Raw genomic sequence first — 15212 nt, 5'->3', positions numbered from 1 at the left:
GGCGGGCTGTTCGCTCTCAGCACAGCGTGCGAGCGGGCTGACCCGCACGCTGCTGCACTAATCTGGCCGAGACAGCTGAAAGCGCTCGGAGAGTTCGGAGGTTGACCGTGGAGGTCAAGATCGGTGTAACTGACAGCCCGCGTGAGCTCGTCGTCAACAGCCCGCAGTCGGCCGACGAGGTGGAGGCGCTGGTGACGGACGCGCTCAGCGGACAGGCGAACGGCGTTCTCGCCCTCGTCGACGAGAAGGAGCGCAAGTTCCTGATCCAGGCGAGCCGGATCACGTACGTGGAACTCGGGCCGTCGGACAGCCGCAAGGTCGGGTTCGCGCCCACGAGCTAGAACCGAGAGCAACGACGAGGGGCGTGCAGTCCCGGGTTTTCCCGGACTGCACGCCCCTGTTCTCGTTTCGGCGCCTACTTCGTCTCGGCGTGCAACGGCACGTGGGACAGGCCGCCCCAGGCCAGCGCGACCGTCGTGTCGACGGCCTCTTCCTTGGGGATGGGGCGGGCGGCCTCGAGCCAGTACCGGGCGGTGAACTGGCTGGTGCCCACCAGGCCCACGGCGAGGATGCGCGCGCGGTACGGGTCGAGGCCCGAGTCGTGCGCGACCAGGTCGAACACCGCGTCCACACACGCCTCGGTGGCCTGCTCGACGCGGCGCTGCACCTGCGGTTCACCCATCAGGTCGGACTCGAAGACCAGCCGGAACCCCTGGGTGTCGGTGTCGACGAAGTCGAAGAACGCCTGCACCGCGGCGCGGACCCGCTGCCGGTTGTCGGTGGTCGAGCGCAGCGCCTGCCGGACACCCGAGATCAGGGTGTCGACGTAGCTCTGCAGGACCGCCACGTACAGCTCGAGCTTGCCGGGGAAGTGCTGGTAGAGCACCGGCTTGCTGACGCCGGCACACTCCGCGATCTCGTCCATCCCGGCGGCGTGGTAACCGCGGCTGACGAAGACCTCGCTGGCTGCCGCGAGCAGCTGGAGGCGCCGCGCGTCGCGGGGCAACCGGGTGCTGCGGCGGGCGCCCTGACCGTTCGAGGTCGTGGCGGCGCGATCGGATTGTGTCCGATCCGCGAGTTCGGTCATGTCGCTCCCAATCTGCACAAAGACCCCGCTTCGTTCAGTGTCCGACATCTCACGAACGCCTCGGGGCAAGATAAATCATCTGCACGATACCCGGGCGGTTCTCGAGGGGATCCGCCGAACTGCAGTTCCCTGCGCCGACAGTGGATGCGCCTCCCTCGCGAGTATTCCAGCTTCGCGCCGCGAGCACCCGGCTGCGAGACGGCCACCTGCCGAATCGGGCGCGCCGGGTGAACCGGGACGAGGACTGTGAGATTCTGGCGGGGTGACTGACCGAGGAGGACCGCGCCTGGGGGGCACAGTTCCCGAGACGTCCGGCGACCCCGCACGGGGCGACGCCGGACCCGGTGGGGTCGATTCGGGCAGGGTGCCCGATCCGCACGAGCCGCTGCGGGCGCTGTGGGATCCCACGCGCCGGAACATCGGCCGCCCGCGGGTGCCGCGCCCCGAGCGTGACGTGCGCAAGCAGAGCCGTCTGGGACGGTTCGTCTCGATGTACGGCTGGCGGGCCTACGCCATCCCGGTGCTGCTGATCGTGACGGTGTTCGTGATCGTGGACGCGGTGCGCGGCGGCGGGGACACCGCCTCCGACGGCCCGCGCGATCCCGGGTTCGGCGAGTTGAGCCACTCGGACGGCACCGACATCGTCGGCGTGCCGCCCGTCGCGGACGGCAACTACGCCGAGACCATCCCGGCCGGTGCGCTGCCGGACGGGGGCCCCTTCACCGAGAAGGGTGCCGGGACGTGGCACGTCGTGGCGGGCTCGACCGGGCAGGTCGGCCAGGGCACGGAGCGGGTGTTCACCTACACCGTCGAGGTGGAGGACGGCGTGGAGACCGCGGGCTTCGGCGGCGACGAGTCGTTCGGCCGGATGGTCGACCAGACGCTCGCCAACCCCAAGGGCTGGACGAAGGACCCGCGGTTCGCGTTCCGCCGGATCGGCCCCGGCGATTCCGCCCGGCCCGACTTCCGCATCTCGCTCACGTCACAGATGACCATCCGCGACGCGTGCGGCTACGACATCCAGCTCGAGGTCTCCTGCTACAACCCCGGCATCGACCGGGTGGTGCTGAACGAGCCTCGATGGGTTCGGGGCGCCATCGCGTACCAGGGCGACATCGGCTCGTACCGCCAGTACCAGATCAACCACGAGGTGGGCCACGCGATCGGCTACCAGGCCCACCAGCCGTGCGAGACCGACGGCGGGCTCGCGCCGGTGATGATGCAGCAGACCTTCGGTACCGCGAACAACGACATCGCCAAGCTCGACCCCGAGGGTGTCGTGCCGATGGACGGCAAGGTCTGTCGCTTCAATCCGTGGCCCTACCCGCGCGGCTGAACGGGGGACGACGGTGACCGCCACGAACGTCGTGCACATCGGTGACGTCGCCTGCTCGGGCTTCCTGTTCGACATGGACGGTGTCGTCACCGACACCGCGCGTGTCCACGAGCGCGCCTGGACCCGCCTGTTCGACGGCTTCCTCGCCGAACGCGGCCGGGGCGAGGCACCGTTCACGTCCGACGACTACCTGCGCTACGTGGACGGCCGCCCGCGAGTCGACGGGGTGCGGTCGTTCCTGGCGTCGCGGTCCATCGAGATTCCGCACGGACAGCCTGCGGATCCGCCGACCGCGCACACGGTGTGCGGGCTCGCGGCCCGCAAGGATGCGATGTTCCTCCACGAACTCGACGAGCACGGCGTGGACGTGTTCCCCGGCACGGTCGCACTGATCCGCGCGCTGCGCACCGCGCAGGTCGCGGTCGCGCTGGTGACCGCGAGCCGCAACGCCGTCCGGGTCCTCGACGCCGCCGGCCTCACCGACCTGTTCGACGCCCGGGTCGACGGCATCGACGTCGACCGGTTGGCGCTCGCCGGCAAGCCGGAGCCGGACACCTATCTGGAGGCGGCGCGGCGGGTCGGGTTCCCGGCGTCCGCGTGCGTCGTGCTCGAGGACGCGCTCGCCGGTGTCGAGGCCGGCCGCCGCGGCGCGTTCGGTGTGGTCGTCGGCGTGGACCGCGCCCACCACGGTGCGGCGCTGCGGGACGCGGGTGCGGACGTCGTCGTGACCGACCTGAGCGACCTCGAGGTGCGATTCGGGACCGCCTAGGCTGGACGCGAGCAGGGGTCCGTCGATGTAGGAGCGTGTGGTGCCCGCGAAGAGTCCGCTTCCGCCGCTGGTAAAGCCGGCGGCCGAACTGAGCCGCGACGAGGTGGCGCGCTACAGCCGCCACCTGATCATCCCGGACGTCGGGACGACCGGACAGAAGCGGTTGAAGAACGCCCGCGTACTGGTGATCGGGGCGGGCGGGCTGGGTTCGCCGACGCTGATGTACCTCGCCGCCGCGGGTGTCGGCACGCTCGGCATCGTCGACTTCGACGTGGTCGACGAGTCGAACCTGCAGCGTCAGGTGATCCACGGCACCGCCGACGTCGGACGGTCGAAGGCGCAGAGCGCGCGCGAGACGATCCGCGAGATCAACCCGCACGTCGAGGTGCGGTTGCACGAGTTCCGGCTCGATGCGTCCAACGCGGTCGCGTTGTTCGAGCAGTACGACCTGATCCTCGACGGCGCCGACAATTTCGCGACGCGCTACCTGGTGAACGACGCCGCGGTGCTGGCGCGGCGCCCGTACGTGTGGGGATCGATCTACCGCTTCCAGGGGCAGGTGTCGGTGTTCTGGGACGCCGCGCCCGGCGATCGCTCGATCACGCTGCGCGACCTGTACCCCGAGGCCCCGCCGCCGGGAACGGTGCCGTCGTGCGCGGAGGGCGGCGTGCTGGGTGTGCTGTGCGCGTCGGTCGGGTCGATCATGGCGACCGAGGCGGTCAAGCTGCTCACCGGTATCGGCGAGACCCTGCTGGGCCGGCTGATGATCTACGACGCGCTCGCGATGAGCTACCGCACGGTGCGGCTCAGCCGGGACCCCGACCGGGTGCCCGTCACCGAGCTGGTCGACTACGACGCGTTCTGTGGCGTCGAGCCCACCACCGAGGTCGGCGCCGACGAGGCGATCACGCCCACCGAGCTGCGGGCGCTGCTCGACACCGGCGCCGACATCGCGATCGTCGACGTCCGCGAACCGGTGGAGTGGGACATCGTGCACCTGCCCGGCGCGACCCTGATCCCCAAGGACCGGATCCTGTCGGGGGAGGCGCTCGCGGAGCTGCCGCAGGACAAGCGCATCGTGCTGCACTGCAAGACCGGCGTGCGGTCGGCGGAGGCGCTCGCGGCCGTGCGGCGGGCCGGTTTCGCCGACGCGGTACACCTGCAGGGCGGCGTCATCGCGTGGGCGCACCAGATCGATCCGTCGCTGCCGGTGTACTGAGCGCGCGCCCCGGCGTGGTTCAGCCTTCCCCGGACCTTTTCCGCGTGGCCTTCGGGGTGCCTCACCGAAACGAGCGGTCTGCGGCGGTAGCCTGACGGCCGTGAGCTCTGCACAACCGCCCCAGCACGTCTGTTCGACGTTCGGTCTCCGTGAGGTCGAACCCCTTGCGCTGGGGGCGGACTGGGACGGCGGGTGGCGCCTCGGCGACGTCGTGCTGTCGCCGGTCGCCGATCACGCCCGCGCGGCGTGGTCCGCGAAGGTGCGCGAGACGCTGGCGGTGGACGCGGTGCGGCTGGCCCGTCCGGTCCGCGCCACGGACGGCCGGTACGTCGTCTCGGGGTGGCGGGCGGACACCTTCCTCGAGGGTAGTCCCGAACCGCGCCACGACGAGGTGGTGTCGCTGTCGCTGCGCCTGCACGCCGCCACCGCGCAGCTCGAACGACCCCGCTTCCTGGCGCAGCCGCCGGTCGCGCCGTGGGCCGACGTGGACGTGTTCGTCGCCGCCGACCGGGCCGCGTGGGAGACCGTCCCGCTGCGCTCCGCCCGCGCCGCCGGCGCGCTCGAGGACCTGTCCGAGGACGGCGCCCGCAGCGTCGAACTGATCGGTCAGCTCGCGTCGCTGCGCAAGCCCGTGCGCTCACCCGACCAGCTCGTGCACGGGGACCTCTTCGGCACGGTCCTGTTCTCCGGCAGCACCGCGCCCGGCGTCACCGACATCACCCCGTACTGGCGGCCGGCGGCATGGGCGGCCGGAGTGGTCGTCGTCGACGCGCTGTCGTGGGGCGGCGCCGACGAGGGCCTGCTCGGCCGGTGGGAGGATCTCCCGGAGTGGCCGCAGATGTTGTTGCGCGCCTTGCTGTTCCGTCTCGCGGTGCACACGCTGCATCCGCGGTCGACCCCGGAGGCGCTGCCCGGCTTGGAGCGGACCGCCGAGCTGGTGCGACTGATCCTCTAGCCGACCGCGGGATCGGCCTCCGCGTACCCGGCCAGCAGTTCGTCGAAGAAGCAGCGGGCGGTGGCGAGCGCGCGGTCGCTGTCGCCGGCGACGATGGCGGCCACGAGATCGGCGTGCTCGTCGTGGAAGCCGGCGCCCGTCGCGGACGCGTGCCCGAAGACGGTGGCCTCGATCGCCGGCAGCAGGGAGTCGTAGAACTCCAGGTAGACCTGGTTGTGGCTGGCCGCGACGATGCCGCGGTGCAGCGCGATGTCGGCCGCGATCGCGGTGCGCAGATCGGCCTGCCGCCACGCGCGCTCGCGGGCCGCCAGCAGGTCCTGCAGCTCCCGGATGTCGTCGGCGGTCCGCCGCTGCGCGGCCAGCCCCGCGGCGGTGACGTCGAGCGACTGTCGTAGCTCGAGAACGTCGCGCTCGTGCGCGCCGGCGAAGTACTTGCCGAGCGCGCCGGTCACCTCGGAATCGGCGAGGACGTACGTGCCCGAACCCTGGCGGCGTTCGATCAGTCCGGAGTGGACCAGGGCCTGCACGGCCTCGCGGACCGTGTTACGACCGGTGCCGGTGAGCTCGCACAACTCCGGTTCGGTGGGGATCCGGGAGCCGACCGGCCAGCGACCGGACCGGATCTCGTCCCGGAGTCGCTCGGTGACCTGCGCGATCAGGGTGCTGCGGCGTACGGGTTGCACGGTGCTCCTGCAGGTAGACGAACGGGGGCGCACGCAAGTGCGTTGCGTGCTGTCATCCGGTCATCCTATGATTTCTCGGGTCGAGTGCAAGCACCGTTCCCCACGCACTTCCGACGGCCATCCCGCACGAGCGTTTCGAGATCGAGGCAGTACATGACCGTGACCGCATCCACGCCGACTGCAGCCGCAGGACCCACGCCCCTGTTGAAGGGACGGCTGCTGGTGTTCGCGGCCATCGCGATGTCGGCGTTGACGCTGCGGCTGGCGGTCACGTCGTTCACCCCGCTCGCCCAGCAGATCGGCGACGACCTGCACTTCTCGTCCACCGTCGTCGGTGTGTTCGGGATGGTCCCGACGGCGATGTTCGCGGTGTTCGGTCTGCTCACCCCGGCCATCGCGCGGCGCCTCGGACTCGAGTGGACCGCGCTGCTGGGGATGCTCATGGCCGGAATCGGCATGCTCACCCGCGCGATGGTGTCGGACACGTGGTCGCTGCTGGCGCTGTCGGCGCTCGCACTCGGCGGCATGGGCATCGGCAACGTCGTGATTCCGCCACTGGTCAAGCGCTACTTCGGGGACCGGCTCGCGCTCATGAGCTCGATCTACATCACCGGCGTGCAGATCGGCACCATCGTGCCGGCGACGGTCGCGGTGCCGCTGGCCGACGCGTTCGACTGGCGGGTCTCCATCGGGGTCTGGTCGCTGCTCGGGTTCGCGGCGGCGGCGCCGTGGCTGATGGTGCTCGCGCGCGGGCGCAGCACCGACGGCGCGGCAGTCGAGGCCGCGCTGCCGGCGGAGTCGCACGCACCCGGACGTCCGTGGCGGTCGCCCGTCGGCTGGGGGATGGCCGGGATGTTCGGCATGACCTCGCTCATCACGTACTCGATGTTCACGTGGATCCCGAAGATCCTCACCGAGGCCGGGGCGAGCGAGTCGTTCGGCGGCAGCATGGTCGCGGTGTTCTCGTTCATGGGACTGATCGCCGCGTTCGCCGCGCCGAGCGTGTGCGCCCGGATGCGCAATCCGTTCCCCATCGTCGTCGGCTGCGCGATCTGCTACGTGGTGGGCTTCACGGGTCTGTTCCTGGCGCCCATGTCGCTGCCGGTGTTGTGGGTGATCGTGATCGGCCTGGGCCCGAGCACGTTCCCGATGTCGCTGACCCTCATCAACCTGCGCACCCGCACGCACGCCGGCTCGGCCGCGCTGTCCGGGTTCACCCAGGGCATCGGCTACACCGTCGCGTGCGTCGGCCCGCTGCTGTTCGGTGTGCTGCACGAGTCCACGGGCGGCTGGGGCGCCCCGTTCGCGCTGCTGGGTGTCGCGGTCGTCGTGGTGCTGATCTCCGCGTGGGCGGCGTGCAAGCCGCGCATGCTCGAGGACAGCTGGGGCGCGTCCGCGTCCTGACCTGCGGGTCCACGACCTCACCGCGCGGGTCCGGAGACCGTGAGCGAGTGTTGACGGACGGGTCATCGGAGGCAGCACCGAGGCAACATCGGCCTCCTACCTTGGGGTTTCCCCTACAGGTAGGAGGCCCTGGTGACCACACTCTCCGATCGGTCCACGCAAGCGCCCGCGCACGCACCGGTGGTGCGGGGACACCACATCGAGCGCTGGGACGCCGAGGACGTCGCCGCCTGGGAGGCCGGCGGTAAGGCGATCGCCCGGCGCAATCTCGCCTGGTCGGTGCTGGCCGAGCACGTGGGCTTCTCGATCTGGTCGATCTGGTCGGTGATGGTGCTGTTCATGCCCACGGACGTGTTCGGCATCGACGCGGCCGGCAAGTTCTTCCTGGTTGCGGTCCCCACGCTCGTCGGATCGGTGCTGCGCATTCCGTACACCGTGGCGACGGCTCGCTTCGGCGGCCGCAACTGGACGATCTTCAGCGCGCTGGTGCTGCTGGTCCCGACACTGCTGACGCTGTGGTTCGTCATGCACCCGGGCACGTCGTACACGACGTTCCTGCTCGTGGCCGCGACGGCCGGCGTGGGCGGCGGCAACTTCGCGTCGTCGATGGCCAACATCAACGCGTTCTATCCGCAGCGACTCAAGGGATGGGCGCTGGGGCTCAACGCCGGCGGCGGCAACATCGGCGTGCCGGTGATCCAGTTGGTGGGCCTGCTCGTGATCGCCACGGTGGGCAACACCGCTCCGTACCTGGTGTGCGCCGTCTACCTCGTGCTCATCGCGGTCGCGGCCGTGGGTGCGGCACTGTTCATGGACAACCTCGGGAACCAGAAGGCCGACCTGCGTTCGATGATCGAGGCGCTCCGGGTCCGCGACTCGTGGATCGTCAGTTTCCTCTACATCGGGACGTTCGGGTCGTTCATCGGGTTCAGCTTCGCGTTCGGTCAGGTGCTGCAGATCAACTTCCTGGCGGGCGGCGACACCGCCGCGCAGGCCGCGCTGCACGCCGCGCAGATCGCGTTCCTGGGACCGCTGCTCGGCTCGATCGCCCGGCCGCTCGGCGGCAGGCTCGCCGACCGCATCGGGGGCGGGCGCATCACGCTGTGGACCTTCGCGGCCATGGTGGCGGCCGCCGCGATTCTCGTGGCCGCCGGCACTGTGGACGACACCACCCCGGGCGCGGCCACCGGCGCCACCATGACCGCACTGGTGATCGGTTTCGTGGCGCTGTTCGTGCTCTCGGGTCTCGGCAACGGGTCGGTGTACAAGATGATCCCGTCGATCTTCGAGACCCGCTCGCGCGCCCTGCACGGACTCGACGCGGACGCCCGCGCGGCCTGGTCCCGCAACATGTCCGGCGCGCTCATCGGGTTCGCGGGCGCGATCGGCGGTCTCGGCGGTGTGGGCATCAACCTCGTGCTGCGGGCGTCGTACAGCAGTCCGGCCAAGTCGGCCACCATGGCGTTCTGGGTGTTCCTCGGGTTCTACGTGGTGTGCGCCGCCGTCACCTGGCTGGTGTTCGTCCGCCGGGCGGACGGCGCCGGGGTGGACCGCGGCGCCGCACAGGCGACGGCGGTGCCCTCGTGACCACGGCGGCGCGCACCGAGACCCACTGCCCGTACTGCGGACTGCAGTGCGCGATGAGCCTCACCCCGAGCGGCGCCGCGGGAGCGCGCGGCCCCCTGAGCGTCACCGGCCGGCAGTTCCCGACCAACCGCGGCGGGCTGTGCCAGAAGGGGTGGACCAGCACCGAACTGCTGCGGCACCCGGACCGGCTCACCACGCCGCTCGTCCGAGTCCGCGGTCGCCTGCAACCGACGACGTGGGCGGACGCGTTGGACCGAGTTGCGGACGGATTCCGGGCCGTGCAGGACCGGGGCGGGAAGGACGCGGTCGCCGTCTTCGGCGGCGGTGGGCTCACCAACGAAAAGGCCTACCAGCTCGGCAAGTTCGCGCGGGTGGCGCTGGGCACGTCGAACATCGACTACAACGGCCGGTTCTGTATGTCGTCGGCCGCGGCCGCGGGCATCCGCGCGTTCGGCCTCGACCGCGGCCTGCCGTTCCCGGTGGCGGATCTGACGGGGGCCGAGGCGGTCCTGCTGGTCGGCGGCAACGTCGCCGAGACGATGCCGCCGCTGCTGGGGCACCTGGGTGCCGCGGTGGACGCGGGCGGCCTGATCGTCGTCGACCCGCGGCGTACCGCGACGGCGGAGCGGGCCCTCGCCGGTGGCGGACTGCACCTGCAGCTCGCCCCCGGCACGGATCTGCCGCTCGCGCTGGGCATGTTGCACCTGGCGGTCACCGAGGGGCACCTCGATCGGGACTACATCGAGACGCGGACCACCGGATTCGACGACGCCTGGCTCGCCGCGGCGCAGTGGTGGCCCGAACGCACCGAACGCGTCACCGGGGTGCCGGTGGCGGCGCAGCGGCGGGCCGTGGAGATCCTGTCCCGGTCCCGACGCTCGGACACCGGTGCGTACGTGCTCACCGCGCGCGGCACCGAGCAGCACGCGACCGGCACCGACACCGTCTCGTCCTGGATCGGGCTGGCGCTGGCGCTGGGCCTACCCGGACGTCGGGGCAGCGGTTACGGCGCCGTCACCGGACAGGGCAACGGGCAGGGCGGGCGCGAGCACGGGCAGAAGGCCGATCAGCTGCCCGGCTACCGCAAGATCACCGATCCGGCTGCGCGCGAACACGTTGCGCGGGTGTGGGGGATCGACGCCGCCGAACTGCCGGGCCCCGGCCGCAGCGCGTACGAACTGCTCGACGCGCTCGGCCGCCCCGACGGGCCGCGGGCGTTGCTGGTGCACGGCGCCAATCTGGCGGTGTCGGCGCCGCGCGCCGGCCACGTCGTGGACCGGTTGCGCGCGCTGGAGTTGTTGGTGGTGTGCGACTTCCTGCTCTCGGAGACCGCCGCGATGGCCGACGTGGTGCTGCCGGTGCTGCAGTGGGCCGAGGAGGAAGGCACCATGACGAGCCTCGAGGGACGCGTCCTGCGGCGGCGCCGGGCGGTGGAACCGCCGGCCGGTGCGCGCAGCGAACTCGAGGTATGGCGTGAGTTGGCGATCCGCCTCGGCCGGCCCGCCGACTGGTTCCCGGCAGACCCGCGGATCGTGTTCGACGAACTGCGCCGCGCGTCCGCCGGCGGCGCCGCCGACTACGCGGGCGTCACGTACGACCGCCTCGACGCAGGGCAGGCGCTGCACTGGCCGGTCCCGGACGTCACGCACCCGGGGACACCGCGCCTGTTCCTGCAGCGATTCGCGACCGACGACGGCCGCGCGCGATTCAGCGCCGTCGAGCACCGCGGCCCCGCGGAGGTGACCGACGCGGAGTTCCCGCTCGTCGCGACGACGGGACGCGTACTGGCGCACTACCAGTCGGGCGCCCAGACCCGCCGGGTCGCGGAACTGGCGTCGGCTGCCGGCCCGATGTTCGTCCAGGTGCATCCGGACACCGCGGCGCGGGCGGGGGTGCGCGACGGTGACGACGCGGTGGTGGTCGGGCGGCGCGGCCGGGTCGCGGCCGCGGTGCGATGCGACGAGTCGATGCGGCTCGACACGGTGTTCCTGCCGTTCCACTTCGCCGGGGACGCCCGCGCGAACCTGCTCACCAATCCCGCACTCGATCCGACGAGCCGGATGCCGGAATTCAAGGTGTGCGCGGTCCGGGTGGAGGCGGCCGGGGAGGTGAACCCGTGACGCGGCGCGTGGTGATCGTCGGCAACGGCATGGCCGGCGCCCGGCTGGCGGAGGAGTTGCGGCGGCGCGAACGCGATCCGCTGCGGCTCGAGATCGTGGTCCTCGGGGCGGAGCCGCGGGCGGCGTACAACCGGATCCTGTTGTCGAACGTGCTGGCGGGCGGCCTCACCGTTCGCGACACCCGGCTGCGCCCCGACGACTGGTGGGTCCGCAACCACATCGATGTCCGTGTCGGCGTGCGGGTGACGGCGATCGACACCGACGCCCGGACGGTCCGCGGTGACGACGGCACCGAGGTGTCCTACGACGAGGTGGTGCTGGCGACCGGCAGCACCGCGTTCGTGCCGCCCGTCGACGGCATGCGGGCCGACGACGGGCGCGTGGTCGCGTTCCGCACCGCCGCGGACTGCGACCGGATCGCCGCCGCGGCCGAACCGGGTTGCCGGGCAGTGGTACTCGGCGGGGGCCTGCTGGGTCTCGAGGCCGCGCGGGGGTTGCTGCTGCGCGGCGCCGACGTCACCGTGGTGCATCCCAGGGCCGTACCGATGGAGCGCCAGCTCGACGACGACGGCGGGCGCGTCCTCACACGCGTCCTGACGGGCCTGGGGGTGCGCACGATGCTGGGGCGCCGCGCCGTCGCGATGCGCGACACCCCGAGCGGACGGCTGCTCGATCTCGACGACGGTGCCGCGCTGCCGGTCGATCTGGTGGTGCTCACCGCCGGGATCCGGCCGGCCACCGACCTGGCCCGCGCGGCCGGGATCGCGGTCGACCACGGCATCGTCGTGGACGACGCGCTGCACACGAGCGCCGCACACGTGTGGGCGATCGGGGAGTGCGCACAGCACCGCGGACAGGTGTACGGGCTGGTGCAGCCGGGCTGGGAGCAGGCGGATGTCGTCGCCGACCGGATCACCGGCGCGGATCCGTGCGCCGAGTACCACGGGACCCCACCGGTGACGCGGCTCAAGGCCCACGACATCGATCTCGCGTCGATGGGGGACGTGAGCGCGCAGCTGCACGACCCGGACCGGGACGTGCTGGTCCTCGCCGATCCGTCCCGGGCCCGGTACGCCAAGCTGGTCGTCGCCGGGGACCGGATCGTGGGCGCCGTGCTGCTCGGCTGCCCGGACGCGGTCGGCACGATCACCCAGTTGTTCGACGCGCAACTGCCGGTGCCGGGCGACCGGATGGCGCTGTTGACCGGCCGCGGCAGCACGCCGGCCGACACCGTCACTCCGGCCGGCATGCCCGGCAACGCGGTGATCTGCCGCTGCAACTCGGTGACCAAATCGAATCTGACGACCGCGTGGCGCGCAGGCGCCCGGTCGGTGTCCGCGCTCGCGACGGCCACCCGCGCGACGACGGGCTGCGGCGGGTGCAGTGCGGCGGTGGACGGCATCTGCGAGTGGCTGCGGACGACCGATCCACAGACCGAACACCACGAAGGCACAACACAATCGGCCCGGAAGGAAGGTGCGGCATGAGCGGACGGACCGCGATCGTGATCGGACACGGCATGGTGGGGCACCGGTTCGTCGAGGCGCTGCGGGCGCGCGACGACGCCGGGAGCTGGACGGTGACCGTGTTGTGCGAGGAGGACGTGCCCGCGTACGACCGGGTGGCGCTGTCGTCGTACGTGGGCACGTGGGACGTCCGCGAACTCGCTTTGGCGGGCAACGACTTCGCCGACGACCCGATCGTCGACCTGCGGGTGGGCGTCCGCGCCGACTCCGTCGACCGTGACAGCCGCACGGTGACGACGTCGACGGGCGAGACGCTGCACTACGACGCCCTGGTCCTCGCCACCGGGTCGTATCCCTTCGTTCCGCCGGTGCCCGGGCACGAGCACGGCCTGTGCTTCGTCTACCGGACCCCGTCCGATCTCGACGGCATCCGCGGCCGGGCCGAGGCCGCGGAGCGGGGCGCGGCCGGCGTCGTGGTGGGCGGCGGGCTGCTGGGTCTCGAGGCCGCCAACGCGCTCCGGCAACTGGGCATGACGCCGCACGTCGTCGAGCACAATGCCCGGCTCATGCCGCTGCAGATCGACGACGGGGGCGGCGCGGTACTCGCACGGCTCGTCACCGACCTCGGGCTCGTCGTCCACACCGGCACCGGTATCGCGTCGATCACCGACGGCCCGGCCGGTGTGCGCGTGGAACTGTCCGACGGCGCGGTGATCGACGCGGCCCTGCTGGTGTTCTCGGCGGGGGTGCGTCCACGCGACCAGCTGGCTCGCGACGCCGGGCTCGCGGTCGCCGAACGAGGGGGCATCCTCACCGACAGTGGTTGTGTCACCTCCGATCCCGCGGTGTTCGCGGTGGGGGAGTGCGCCGCCGTCGAGGGACGGTGCTACGGACTGGTCGCGCCCGGGTACACCACCGCGGAGGTGGTGGCCGACCGGTTGCTGGGCGGCGACGCGGTGTTCCCGGGCGCCGACCTGTCCACCAAGCTCAAGTTGCTGGGCGTGGACGTCGCCAGCTTCGGGGACGTGCACGCCACCACACCCGGCGCCCTGGAGGTGGTGCTCAGTGACGCCGCGAAGGGCACGTACGCCAAGCTCGTGGTCTCCGACGACGCGAGGACGCTGCTCGGCGGCATCCTCGTCGGCGACGCGAGCGCGTACGGGTCGCTGCGCCCGCTCGTCGGACGTGAGCTGCCCGGCGACCCGGCGGCGCTGATCTCCCCGGCCGGCGAGAAGCCCGGCGCGGGTGCGCTTCCCGACGACGCGCAGGTCTGTTCGTGCAACGCCGTCACCAAGGGCGAGATCTGCGCCGCCGTCGCGGACGGCGCGTGCGATGTGGCCGCGGTCAAGTCCTGCACCGGAGCGGGCACGACGTGCGGCGGCTGCCTGCCGACCGTCAAGGCCCTGCTCGCGGCGTCGGGTGTGGAACTGTCTAAGGCGCTGTGCGAGCACTTCACCCGGTCCCGCGCCGAACTGTTCGAGATCGTCCGGGCCACCGGGACCCGCACGTTCTCCGGGCTCATCGCGCAGTACGGCACCGGAACCGGTTGCGACATCTGCAAACCCGTCGTCGCGTCGATCCTGGCGTCCACGTCGTCCGAGCACATCCTCGACGGCGAACAGGCGTCGCTGCAGGACACCAACGACCACTTCCTCGCCAACATCCAGCGCAACGGGACGTACTCGGTGGTGCCGCGGATGCCGGGGGGCGAGTGCACACCCGAGCAGCTCATCACGATCGGCGAGATCGCCCGCGACTACGGGCTCTACCTCAAGGTCACCGGTGGCCAGCGCATCGATCTGTTCGGCGCCCGCGTGGAGCAGCTGCCGGAGATCTGGCGGCGCCTGGTCGACGTCGGCATGGAATCCGGCCAGGCGTACGGGAAGTCGCTCCGCACCGTGAAGAGCTGTGTGGGGTCCACGTGGTGCCGGTACGGCGTCCAGGACTCGGTGGGCATGGCGGTGCGCCTCGAGAACCGCTACCGCGGTCTGCGGGCGCCGCACAAGATCAAGTTCGGGGTGTCCGGGTGCGCGCGTGAGTGCGCCGAGGCCCGCGGCAAGGACGTCGGCGTCATCGCGACCGAGAGCGGCTGGAACCTCTACGTCGGCGGCAACGGCGGCCAGAGCCCCCGGAACGCGCAGCTCCTCGCGAGCGGGCTGGACGACGAGACCCTGATCCGGTACATCGACCGGTACCTCGTGTTCTACGTCCGCACCGCCGATCGGTTGCAGCGCACCGCGCCGTGGGTGGAATCGCTGGACGGCGGACTCGAGCACCTGAAGGCCGTGGTGTGCGACGACAGCCTCGGGATCGCGGCGGACCTCGAGGCCGCCATGGCCGAGCACGTCGCCGGTTACCGCGACGAGTGGGCCGGTGTGCTCGACGATCCGGACAAGCTCTCGCGGTTCGTGTCCTTCGTCAACGCCCCGGACGTGCCCGACCCGACGGTGCGGTTCGACGACTCGGGCCCGCGCAAGGTGCCGGTCCTGATGGGTCTTCCGGCCGTTCCGGACCGCGGACCGAAAGTCTCCTCGCGCCGGTAATCGAGGAGTAACGCCGCGGAAACAACGCGACTTTTGAATGAGC

The 15212-nt window shown here is 71.6% G+C and carries 12 protein-coding genes; 10 read left to right on the top strand and 2 right to left on the bottom strand.

Translation table 11 applies throughout. The features are described from left to right. The first annotated feature begins 107 nt into the window (after positions 1 to 107). Positions 108 to 341 carry a DUF3107 domain-containing protein gene (locus E7742_RS12560; protein WP_175420613.1) on the top strand — a complete coding sequence of 78 codons (234 nt, stop codon included), beginning with the start codon at positions 108 to 110 and terminating at the stop codon, positions 339 to 341. Positions 342 to 415: 74 nt separating this feature from the next. Here the strand turns inward: E7742_RS12560 and E7742_RS12555 are convergent, their stop codons facing one another. Next, positions 416 to 1087, bottom strand: coding sequence for a TetR/AcrR family transcriptional regulator (locus tag E7742_RS12555; RefSeq protein WP_137799245.1), 672 nt, complete (start codon positions 1085 to 1087; stop codon positions 416 to 418). Between the two features lie 364 nt (positions 1088 to 1451). On the opposite strand from E7742_RS12555, the gene E7742_RS12550 reads away from it, so the two are divergent. From E7742_RS12550 to E7742_RS12535, 4 genes are all read left to right on the top strand, one after another. After that, positions 1452 to 2423, top strand: coding sequence for a DUF3152 domain-containing protein (locus tag E7742_RS12550; RefSeq protein ID WP_441346854.1), 972 nt, complete (start codon positions 1452 to 1454; stop codon positions 2421 to 2423). A 13-nt stretch (positions 2424 to 2436) separates the two neighbouring features. Then, positions 2437 to 3192, top strand: coding sequence for an HAD family hydrolase (locus E7742_RS12545; protein WP_254698992.1), 756 nt, complete (start codon positions 2437 to 2439; stop codon positions 3190 to 3192). 40 nt (positions 3193 to 3232) lie between these two features. Further along, positions 3233 to 4411 (top strand): adenylyltransferase/sulfurtransferase MoeZ, encoded by a 1179-nt coding sequence (gene moeZ / locus E7742_RS12540; RefSeq protein ID WP_137799243.1) that lies wholly within the window; start codon positions 3233 to 3235, stop codon positions 4409 to 4411. Positions 4412 to 4511: 100 nt separating this feature from the next. Continuing rightward, positions 4512 to 5366 (top strand): TIGR02569 family protein, encoded by an 855-nt coding sequence (locus tag E7742_RS12535; RefSeq protein ID WP_137799242.1) that lies wholly within the window; start codon positions 4512 to 4514, stop codon positions 5364 to 5366. Here the strand turns inward: E7742_RS12535 and E7742_RS12530 are convergent. After that, the gene (locus E7742_RS12530; protein WP_137799241.1) at positions 5363 to 6049 is read right to left on the bottom strand and encodes a FadR/GntR family transcriptional regulator; all 687 of its coding nucleotides are present in this window, start codon (positions 6047 to 6049) and stop codon (positions 5363 to 5365) included. The two genes, E7742_RS12535 and E7742_RS12530, sit on opposite strands and share 4 nt — an antisense overlap. Before the next feature lie 153 nt (positions 6050 to 6202). Here E7742_RS12530 and E7742_RS12525 point away from each other — a divergent pair, with 153 nt between their 5' ends. From E7742_RS12525 to nirB, 5 genes are all read left to right on the top strand, one after another. Beyond that, entirely contained in the window at positions 6203 to 7453 is a 1251-nt protein-coding gene (locus E7742_RS12525; RefSeq protein ID WP_137799240.1) for a CynX/NimT family MFS transporter, read from the top strand. Positions 7454 to 7636: 183 nt separating this feature from the next. Continuing rightward, on the top strand, positions 7637 to 9040 hold the full coding sequence (locus tag E7742_RS12520; protein ID WP_175420612.1) for an MFS transporter: 1404 nt from the start codon (positions 7637 to 7639) through the stop codon (positions 9038 to 9040). Beyond that, positions 9037 to 11160, top strand: a complete 2124-nt coding sequence (locus tag E7742_RS12515) for a molybdopterin oxidoreductase family protein (RefSeq protein ID WP_137799238.1) — start codon at positions 9037 to 9039, stop codon at positions 11158 to 11160. Before E7742_RS12520 ends, E7742_RS12515 begins: the two co-directional genes overlap by 4 nt. Then, the gene (locus E7742_RS12510) at positions 11157 to 12647 is read left to right on the top strand and encodes an FAD-dependent oxidoreductase (RefSeq protein WP_175420367.1); all 1491 of its coding nucleotides are present in this window, start codon (positions 11157 to 11159) and stop codon (positions 12645 to 12647) included. The genes E7742_RS12515 and E7742_RS12510 overlap by 4 nt, the downstream gene beginning before the upstream one ends. After that, complete coding sequence (gene nirB / locus E7742_RS12505; RefSeq protein ID WP_137799236.1) at positions 12644 to 15169, top strand: nitrite reductase large subunit NirB; 2526 nt, start codon at positions 12644 to 12646, stop codon at positions 15167 to 15169. Before E7742_RS12510 ends, nirB begins: the two co-directional genes overlap by 4 nt. Positions 15170 to 15212 lie beyond the last annotated feature (43 nt).

This window comes from Rhodococcus sp. SGAir0479 (assembly GCF_005484805.1).
In the GTDB taxonomy this organism is placed as follows: Bacteria; Actinomycetota; Actinomycetes; order Mycobacteriales; family Mycobacteriaceae; genus Prescottella.
Note: the sequence above shows the minus strand (reverse complement) of the source record. Positions and strands in the feature narration are given on the sequence as shown.